The sequence below is a fragment of the Thermomonas sp. genome (genome assembly GCF_035369645.1).
Classification (GTDB): Bacteria; Pseudomonadota; Gammaproteobacteria; order Xanthomonadales; family Xanthomonadaceae; genus Thermomonas.
Genome location: NZ_DAOOUM010000070.1, coordinates 1 through 8,134, shown reverse-complemented (window position 1 = coordinate 8,134; position 8,134 = coordinate 1). Strand labels below are relative to the sequence as shown.

The 8,134-nt window shown below is 59.9% G+C and carries 10 protein-coding genes and 2 pseudogenes; 5 read left to right on the top strand and 7 right to left on the bottom strand.

From position 1 onward, the window contains the following. Together PK789_RS11065 and PK789_RS11060 are read right to left on the bottom strand one after the other, a co-directional pair. On the bottom strand, positions 1-770 hold a 770-nt coding region (locus tag PK789_RS11065), incomplete at its 3' end, for a M56 family metallopeptidase (RefSeq protein ID WP_324308839.1). After that, a complete protein-coding gene (locus PK789_RS11060) occupies positions 763-1,149 on the bottom strand; it encodes a BlaI/MecI/CopY family transcriptional regulator (RefSeq protein ID WP_324308837.1) in 387 nt (128 codons plus the stop codon). The genes PK789_RS11065 and PK789_RS11060, both read right to left, overlap by 8 nt. 243 nt (positions 1,150-1,392) lie before the next feature. On the opposite strand from PK789_RS11060, the gene PK789_RS11055 reads away from it, so the two are divergent. Beyond that, a complete protein-coding gene (locus PK789_RS11055) occupies positions 1,393-1,659 on the top strand; it encodes a DksA/TraR family C4-type zinc finger protein (RefSeq protein ID WP_324308835.1) in 267 nt (88 codons plus the stop codon). Positions 1,660-1,708: 49 nt separating this feature from the next. Here the strand turns inward: PK789_RS11055 and PK789_RS11050 are convergent, their stop codons facing one another. After that, positions 1,709-2,269: a hypothetical protein gene (locus PK789_RS11050; protein WP_324308833.1), complete on the bottom strand. Its 561-nt coding sequence runs from the start codon at positions 2,267-2,269 to the stop codon at positions 1,709-1,711. On the opposite strand from PK789_RS11050, the gene PK789_RS11045 reads away from it, so the two are divergent. From PK789_RS11045 to PK789_RS11035, 3 genes are all read left to right on the top strand, one after another. After that, entirely contained in the window at positions 2,240-2,800 is a 561-nt protein-coding gene (locus PK789_RS11045) for a hypothetical protein (protein ID WP_324308832.1), read from the top strand. The two genes, PK789_RS11050 and PK789_RS11045, sit on opposite strands and share 30 nt — an antisense overlap. A 575-nt stretch (positions 2,801-3,375) precedes the next feature. Further along, on the top strand, positions 3,376-3,801 hold the full coding sequence (locus tag PK789_RS11040; RefSeq protein WP_324308830.1) for a hypothetical protein: 426 nt from the start codon (positions 3,376-3,378) through the stop codon (positions 3,799-3,801). Between the two features lie 100 nt (positions 3,802-3,901). Beyond that, the gene (locus PK789_RS11035; RefSeq protein WP_324308828.1) at positions 3,902-5,632 is read left to right on the top strand and encodes a M1 family metallopeptidase; all 1,731 of its coding nucleotides are present in this window, start codon (positions 3,902-3,904) and stop codon (positions 5,630-5,632) included. A 118-nt stretch (positions 5,633-5,750) separates the two neighbouring features. Here PK789_RS11035 and PK789_RS11030 read toward each other — a convergent pair whose 3' ends face one another. The 4 genes and pseudogenes from PK789_RS11030 to PK789_RS11015 all read right to left on the bottom strand — a co-directional run bounded on the left by PK789_RS11030 (position 5,751) and on the right by PK789_RS11015 (position 7,579). Further along, positions 5,751-6,158: an HIT domain-containing protein gene (locus PK789_RS11030; protein WP_324308827.1), complete on the bottom strand. Its 408-nt coding sequence runs from the start codon at positions 6,156-6,158 to the stop codon at positions 5,751-5,753. Beyond that, positions 6,155-6,820 carry a dienelactone hydrolase family protein gene (locus PK789_RS11025; RefSeq protein WP_324308826.1) on the bottom strand — a complete coding sequence of 222 codons (666 nt, stop codon included), beginning with the start codon at positions 6,818-6,820 and terminating at the stop codon, positions 6,155-6,157. The genes PK789_RS11030 and PK789_RS11025 overlap by 4 nt, the downstream gene beginning before the upstream one ends. 75 nt (positions 6,821-6,895) lie before the next feature. Continuing rightward, positions 6,896-7,213, bottom strand: a complete 318-nt coding sequence (locus PK789_RS11020) for a helix-turn-helix domain-containing protein (RefSeq protein WP_324308824.1) — start codon at positions 7,211-7,213, stop codon at positions 6,896-6,898. Continuing rightward, positions 7,191-7,579: pseudogene (locus PK789_RS11015) on the bottom strand (type II toxin-antitoxin system RelE/ParE family toxin). Before PK789_RS11015 ends, PK789_RS11020 begins: the two are co-directional and overlap by 23 nt. Before the next feature lie 110 nt (positions 7,580-7,689). Between PK789_RS11015 and rimO the strand changes: the two are divergent. Beyond that, a pseudogene (rimO, locus tag PK789_RS11010) lies at positions 7,690-8,134 on the top strand (30S ribosomal protein S12 methylthiotransferase RimO); the annotation flags it as partial.

Here is an 8,134-nt window from a genome sequence, read left to right as displayed (position 1 = left end):
TTGGCGGCCAGTGCATCGGCAATCAGCTCGCGTTCGTTGCGGATGCGGCGGGACAGCCACCACACCACCGGGTGATAGAACAGCAAGGTTTCGGCTACGCCTTGCAGCAGGTTGACCAGATAATCGTGGCGGCGGATATGCGCCAATTCGTGTGCAATCAGGGCTTCCAGTAAAGGCGCAGGCATGCGCAGTGCCAATGCTGCGGGCAATAGCACCATCGGCCGCCACCAGCCTACGGCCAATGGTGTGGCGGTGTCATGACTCAAGCGCAGCGGCACGACGTTGCGCAAGCCCAAGCGCACGGCTAGCGTGTTGGCGCTGGCTTGCCAGGTTCCCGTGGAGTCGGCCCATGCACGCTGCCGCAGGCGCGCCACCCAATACAGACCCGCAAACATGCGCAGTGACAGGACCCCCACACCCGCTGCCCAGCAGGCGACCAACCACGGCAGACTGCTTGCAATCTGCGCGGGGGTGTTGGTGACCAGCTGCGAAGCGGGTGTGATGAATGCTGCAACTGCGGGTGGTGTTTGGGCCAGCGCTGGTACGCTGGCGGCAGCTGGCAGGGCGCTCTGCCATGCCAGCGTGAGAATGGGCAGTAACAACGCCATCAGCAATGCCACACAACTCACGGCATAGCGCACTTGTGGGCGGGCGTTGCGCAGCAAACCCAATGCCAGTGTGGCAAACAAGCCCAGCACGCTGCCCTGCCACACAAAGTGCAGCAGTGCTGTGCCAAGTGCCGGTGCAGAGAGGCTCAAGATGTCATGCATCGTCGTGTTCCCGCAAGAAGCGTTGAATTTCGGCGCGTTCTTCTTCGCTGACCCGGCCACCACGCAACGCGGCCATCACCAAGGCTTTGCCAGAACCGGCGAACGCCTTGTGGATGAAGTCATCCAGCAATTTGTTCTGTAGCGAGCCCTGCGCTTGGGTGGGCGCATAGATGTGCGCACGTTGACGCTCGTCGCGCTTGAGCAGGCCCTTGCCGTGCATGATCTGCAGCAGCCTGAGTACGTTGGCATAGGGCAGGTCGGGGCGTTCACGCTGCTGCGCTTCATGCACCTGCTTGGCCGTACACGGGCCTAGCTGCCAGAGCGTGCGCAGGAGTTCAAGTTCGGCGGGCGTGGGTTTGGGGGGGCGAGGTGCGGGCATACGATGACCGGGGTGTGCAGTGGCGAATGGGATGCTGCGTTTGCGGCAAGGGTTTAGACCACCGTGTCTAAATGCTCGCATCTAGACATTGGCGTCTAGAAAATCACATCTAGAAATACATGTCTAGACAATAATTTCTATATTCGACGAACGGTCGACAGGCATCCCGCTGCCATGTGCTGCGGTCGTGCTTGGCGGTGCTCTGTTAGCCTTGTACCAAGCAATTGCAGGTGCGAGGCAGCCATGGCAACCGGTTGGGCTGGTGATGGGGCAGTACAAGATCAGATCGATGCAACGGTCAAGGACGGCATTGCACGGGCGCGTAGCCGTTTGCCCCGTGGGCCAAGCCTTATCCGTTGCGAAGACTGCGATGCCGTAATCCCGGAAGCGCGCCGGCAAGCAGTACCCGGTGTACGACTGTGCGTGGTGTGCCAAGAACTGCTGGATCGCGATGTCGCCGGGCACAGCGGCTACAACCGGCGTGGCAGCAAACACAGCCAATTGCGCTAAAAAAACGCCCGGCGATGGCCGGGCGCTGTGGGTGAACGAGTATGGCGTCTTAGTGGATACTGAAGGCCAGAATCATGCCCAAGATTGCAGGCAGGATGATGGCCTCGCCATTGCGATAACTCCCGTATTGGTAGCGCCCGTAATAGCCATCGCGATACCCACGTTCAAACCCTTGGCGGAAGTAATAACGGTAGTCGTTATAGCTTACGTAATACCCGTTATAACCATAGCTGCCATCCAGATAGCTGTAGTTGTTGTTGTAGTCGAAGCGCCAGCGGTCGGCACGATCGGCTTGCCCGGCATACCAGCCTTCCCGGTAGCCATCACGCACGGCCTGCTGCAAAAGATTGGCACCATAGCTGTTGGTGCTGTACCAGTTGCCACCATAGCGATAGCGGTAGTTGTACGGTGTGTAGAAAAACGGATCGTTGTAATAGTTGATGCGGATATTGACTTGCTGTGCCCGCCAGCGCCGCCAATAGTCTTGCTGATAGCGGTATTGCGCATCGCGACGCTCGCGCTCTAGCTCGCGATTATGACGGTCGTAATCGTTGCGACGGCGATACTCGTCGCGCTGCCATTGCGCCTGCTGCCGGCGCTGCTCATCCATTCGGCGCTGCTGTTGCTCACGAGAAATACGATCGCCACGATCGCGGTCGCCCTGCCAATCAGGGCGTTCGCCGGGGCGGTTACCCGGGCGTTCATCGGGGCGATCTCCAGGACGATTTCCGGGACGATTGTTCGGGAAATTTTCTGGGTGATTATTGCGATTTTCGCGATCGATCGCTTGCTGCATCACCCATGCCTGCTGGCTACGCGGTTCACGCTGGCGCTGTTGCTCGCTATCGCGCTGCTGTTGTTGCATGCGGCGCAAGTCTTGTCGCTGCTGCTCCTGCGCAAGCGCATCGCTACTGCGTTGCTGTTCTTCCATGCGGCGCAGTTGCTCACGCTGCTGCGTCTGCGCGCGCTGGTCATCCATGCGGTGTTGCTGCTCTGCATTGCGCTGCGCCTGCTGCTGGCGCAGTTGCTCGCGTTGCTCTTCGATGCGTTGTTGATTGGCCTCACGCTGCTGCTCAAATTGCTGTCGCTGCTGCGCACGCTGGTCAGTATCGCGCTGGCGATCTTGCTGCTGGCGGGCTAAATCGCCCCAGTTCTCACGGCGCTCGTTGTCGCTGCTTTGCGACATCCGCGGTGCACGCGGTTCGGCTTGTTCAATGCGTCGTTGCGGCGCGTCCATGCGCGGCATGCGAACCTCCGGTGCCGCTTCGCGTGGACGATTTTCGACACGCGGTTCAGCGCGTGATTCGGCGGCGCGCTGCGGGCGTTGCCAGCGTCCTTCTCGCTGTTCATTGCGGTCTTGCTCCTGCGCAAATGCAGGTAGGGCGGCGCTCACACCCAACGCCGCCGCCAGCAAGGCGACGGTCAATCGCTGGGGGTTAAGCTGGGGCTTGCTCAAGCTCTCAAGTGTGCGGCGCATTTCTCGTCTCCCCGGGCGCGAACCGTTCGCGCTCCTCGTGTGCAGTTAGCGGCTTGATGGATGAATCTTTGCTGAGAGTTTGCCGATTTGGCGGAGCAAGGCAATCCGACGAAAGCCAGCATTCAGACTTCTGGGGAACTTTCTGACTGTTCGCCAAATTTCGCTAGCGGTCGTGTCAACCAGCGTGACCTGCAGCGGTTTCAAACCATGCGCATTCCGCGCAGACGGAGTCGAAAGCCATGAATACCCGCCCCCTGCTCATCGTCGCGTTACTCACCCTTAGTGTGGCGGGCCCTGCCGCCGCCTACGGTCGCTGGCATCGCCATCACAACAATCCCCCTGGCCCGGTGGGTGGCCCTGGCACCAATTGGGAAAATCCGCCCGGCTGGCGTGGCGGCCCCGGTGCTTCGCCCCATTATCGGCGTTGGCATTATCACGGGCAGGCTTATCGATTCGATCGCGTACGCTTTGGGTATTACTTCAGCCCGATGTTTGGCTACTGGCACCCGCGGTACGGCTTCTGGAACCAAGTCGGCCGTTGCTGGATGGACAACGACAACAACCCCCCCGGCCCGGTGGGTGGCCCCAGCACCAATTGGGAAAACCCGCCCGGCTGGCGCGGCGGCCCCGGCGCATCGCCAGACCGCTTTGGTCGTTGCCGCTAAGCGCAACCGTTGCCAATTGTCGTAGGCTGTGACCATCGGCACCAGCAGCACACAGGCCCGCATGCGAAAGTAGCGGGTCTGTCCACTTCGGTTTGCCGCCATGTTGCTTGTCCGCTGCCTGCTTGCTTCGGCGATTGGTCTGTTTCTGAATTCCGCCGCAGCCCAGACGCCTGCCACCGCGCCGGCGCAGCAACCGCCGTTGACCGCCACCACCCAAGCCACCGGGCTGCCACGCACCCCGGAACAGTTGGCTACAACCATCACGCTGGCCGAGTTGTCGTTCAAAGTCGATCCCGCACGTCAATGGCTGGATGCCAACGCCCGCCTGCAACTGCAATTTGCCAGCAGTGTCAACGCGGTGGTGCTGGATCTGGACCGCAACTACAGTGTGGAAAAGGTGGACGTTGACGGTAAGCCGGCGCATTGGAGCAACCCGGAAGGCCGGATGCGGATCGAGCTCCCCACGCCCATGCCGGCCGGCGCCCACACCACGGTGCGGATTGTGTATGCCGGCCACCCGCATGAAGCCAGCAAAGCCCCCTGGGATGGTGGCATCGTGTGGGCCAAGGCCCCCAGCGGCGAGCCTTGGGTGGCCACCGCCGTGCAAGGCGAGGGCTGTGACTTGCTTTGGCCCTGCATCGACCACCCGATGGGCAAGCCGCAAGTCGTGGTGCAGCACATCAGCGTACCCAGCCCATTGGTCGCCGCCAGTAATGGCATTCAAACAGGGATGGAAGAAAAGGCCGGCTGGCGCACCTATCACTGGCGCGCCAAACTGCCAGACACCTATGCCATCGCTCTGAACATCGGCCCCTATGAACTGCTCAAAGCCGACTATTCCTCCCGCTTCGGCAACACCATCCCACTGCGGTTTTGGTATTTGAAGGGTCAGAAAACCAAGGCGGAAGGCTTGTTCTCGGAATTTTCGACGATGCTGGATTTTTTCGAAGAAACCATCGGCCCGTACCCGTTTGCCGATGAAAAGATGGGCGTGGTGCAAACCCCGTATTTGGGCATGGAACACCAAACCATCAATGCCTACGGCAACGACTTCAAAAAATCCGAAACCGGCTACGACTGGCTGCTGCAACACGAGTTTGCCCATGAATGGTTTGGCAACCAACTGACCAATGTGGATTGGGATGATTTTTGGCTGCACGAGGGTTTTGGTACCTACATGCAGCCCTTGTACTTGCAGTGGTTGCGCGGTGACATGGAATACATGGCCGCACTGATGAAAATGCGCAGTGTGTTGATGCTGCGCTACCCGGTGGTCACCGGCCATCCCATGACCGAAAAAGACGTTTCCAGCGCCGAGCGTGGCCCCGGTAATGATGTCTATTACAAGGGCGCGCTGATGCTGCACACGCTGCGCGGCCTGATTGGCGATGCCGCGTTCTTTCGTGCCACCCGCGAACTGGTGTACGGCACCGACACCCCGCGCCCGGGCAATTTTAAGCCACGCTACGCCGCAACCCAGGACTTTGTAGCCATCGTTAATCGTATTACCGGCAAAGATTACGGCTGGTTTTTTGATGTCTATCTGCGTTCGGTGAAATTGCCGGCGCTACAGGCCAGCCGCACCGGCAACACACTGCAATTGCGTTGGACAACGGAAGGCAACAAACCCTTCCCGATGCCGGTGCAGGTGCGTGTAGGCACGCGGGTGGTGGATGTACCGATGACGGAAGGGCAGGGGCAAGTGACGCTTACCCAAGGCGAAAGCTACACGCTGGATCCGCATTCCAAACTGCTGCGCGATTTGCCCTACATGACCGACTATCAAAACGACATGGCCGAGCGCGCCAAGGCAATGGCGCGCAAACCGTAAACGGGCACGCCCACGGAATGATCCTGCGGGGGCGCGATTTATCGCGCCCGTGGTGCATTGCCGCGGCGGTGCGGGCGCAATGAATTGCGCCCCTACGGGATGCTCGCCGATGTCCGGCTCAGGCAAGCGTGGCGGACAACGCGCGAACCCGCGCGATTAATTCTTCCGGCTCGTACGGGCGCGCATTCGCTGCCCCCCATACCGGGCGTGGCCAGGCGATGTCGTTTTGATAACGGGCGATGACATGCACATGCAATTGCGGCACCAGATTGCCCAGTGCTGCCACGTTGAGTTTGTCGGGCTTGAATAGCGCCTTGAGTGCGCGCGCCGCGGTGTCGATTTCTGTCGTCAATTGCGCGCGCTGGGCGGGGCTGAGGTCGATGATTTCCACCGCATCGGCAACTTTGGGAATCAAGATCAACCAAGGATGATTGGCGTCGTCCATCAAACGGACTTCGCACAAGGCCAATTCGATGACGGGTGTGCTGTCATCGGCCAATTGCGGATGCAGATGCCAAGCGTTCATCGCAGATGCTCCGTGAAGAAGTCCAGTGTACGCCTCCACGCCAGCGCCGCAGCATCGGCGTGATAGGGCGGGTCGGGGTCACGGTTGAAGGCGTGGTCGGCATCGGCGTAAACAAACACCTGCGCCTGCGGGTGTTTTTGCCGATGCAAGTCGATGACAGCGGGCGGGATCGGCACATCCAGCGCACCAAAGTGAAACAGCAACGGCGCAGTGGCTGGTTCATCCAAAAACGGCGGGTTGCGGGTGGCGTAATAACTCACCGCTGGCAGGCCCAGCCGGGTATTGGCCAGCAGCGCCACAGTGCCGCCCCAGCTGAAGCCCACCACCCCCACGCGGTGCCCCGTTTCGGCCAGCCAGTTGGCGGCGGCCTCGGTGACATCCACCCCGCAATCCAAACCCAATTGATTGACCACCTCGCGGCCACGGTCGGCACCGGCGTGATCGGTGGGTAAGACTAGGCCGGGTGCGATCAAATCAAAATACGCCGGTGCCATGGCGATGAATCCGGCCCGCGCCAGTCGTTCACAGACGCGCTGGTAGTGCGGCAGCAAGCCGAAAATCTCGTGCGCCACCACCACCGCGCCGCGTGGCTTGCCATCGGGTTTGGCCAACCATGCCTGCACGGCACCGCAGGGGGTGTAGAGGGTTTGCCAATCGCCCATGGGGTTCTCCAGTCATACGGATGATGGCGGGTGCATTCAGCCGCGCCGCGCAACAAACCGTCATTAGCAAGCGTTTCAAATCAACGCTTGGATACCGCTTTTTTCGACCACCGAAAGCAACCGCAACGCAGGGCCTCCCGGCTTTTTGACCCCACGCTCCCAATCGGACACAAGATTTTTACTGACATTCATATAGCGTGCGAACACGGGTTGCGATAGGTGCTCGCGCTCACGCAGGGCGCGAATCTGCTCCGGCTGCATGGGGTGCACGGGGGTAAGGCAGGCCTCGTCAAACTCACGCATGGTCTGCTTATTGACGGCACCCACGTCGTGCAGTGCCTCCATTGTTTCGTGGATGGCTGCCAAGGCTTCACTTCGATACTTTTTCGTCATGTTCAATGACCTCCATAAATTGACTGTTGACGATCAACTTGGCCAGTTGCGCCTCTGACAACCCAAGCACGTGATGCGCCGCTTGTTTGAACATTGCAATTTCAGTTGCATCAATGTTGGCTAGTGCATTTTTGGCGAAGCCATAGACAAAGAAGGCGCGATGCGAAGTGCGATACAAGACGATGGTGCGGAAGCCGCCGGACTTCCCTTGGCCCTCACGCGCCACGCGCTGCTTGATGACACCCCCCCCAAATCGGCATCCACCAAGCCGTGCTCGGCACGGTCGATTGCATCCCAAAGCGTTTGATCGGCGATGCGCTGTTTGCGGGCAAACCGTTCGAACCACGCATTTTTGTAAATCTTCATGTGGGTTCCGCTGCTAATTATATAACACAAAGTGTTATATTTCGAGGGGCATCATGCAGGCAACACCCCCGCACCGCGTATAATTTCGCACCTTTTTCAGTAGTCGCGCCATGTCCTTGCAGCAGCCCAAAGTTGGTTTCGTCAGCCTCGGCTGCCCCAAAGCCTTGGTGGATTCCGAGCGCATCCTCACCCAGCTCAAGGTGGAAGGCTACGACTTGGTGCAAACCTACAACGATGCCGACGTGGTGGTGGTCAACACCTGCGGCTTCATCGACAGCGCGGTGGCCGAATCGCTGGACACCATCGGCGAGGCGCTGGCCGAAAACGGCAAGGTCATCGTCACCGGTTGCCTGGGCAAGCGTGCTGAATTGATCCGCGAGGCGCATCCGGGCGTGTTGTCGATCAGCGGCCCGCAGGACTACCAAAGTGTGATGGAAGCGGTGCACACCGCGCTGCCGCCCAAGCACGACCCGTTTCTGGATTTGCTACCCGATTACGGCTTGAAGCTGACCCCGCATCACTTTGCCTATCTGAAAATTTCCGAAGGCTGCAACC

Bases quoted from the DNA above. Each gene is read 5' to 3' on its own strand.
- PK789_RS11060 (WP_324308837.1), bottom strand. From the start codon at position 1,149: ATGCCCGCACCTCGCCCCCCCAAACCCACGCCCGCCGAACTTGAACTC.
- PK789_RS11055 (WP_324308835.1), top strand. From the start codon at position 1,393: ATGGCAACCGGTTGGGCTGGTGATGGGGCAGTACAAGATCAGATCGAT.
- PK789_RS11050 (WP_324308833.1), bottom strand. From the start codon at position 2,269: ATGGATGAGCAGCGCCGGCAGCAGGCGCAATGGCAGCGCGACGAGTAT.
- PK789_RS11040 (WP_324308830.1), top strand. From the start codon at position 3,376: ATGAATACCCGCCCCCTGCTCATCGTCGCGTTACTCACCCTTAGTGTG.
- PK789_RS11035 (WP_324308828.1), top strand. From the start codon at position 3,902: ATGTTGCTTGTCCGCTGCCTGCTTGCTTCGGCGATTGGTCTGTTTCTG.
- PK789_RS11030 (WP_324308827.1), bottom strand. From the start codon at position 6,158: ATGAACGCTTGGCATCTGCATCCGCAATTGGCCGATGACAGCACACCC.
- PK789_RS11025 (WP_324308826.1), bottom strand. From the start codon at position 6,820: ATGGGCGATTGGCAAACCCTCTACACCCCCTGCGGTGCCGTGCAGGCA.
- PK789_RS11020 (WP_324308824.1), bottom strand. From the start codon at position 7,213: ATGACGAAAAAGTATCGAAGTGAAGCCTTGGCAGCCATCCACGAAACA.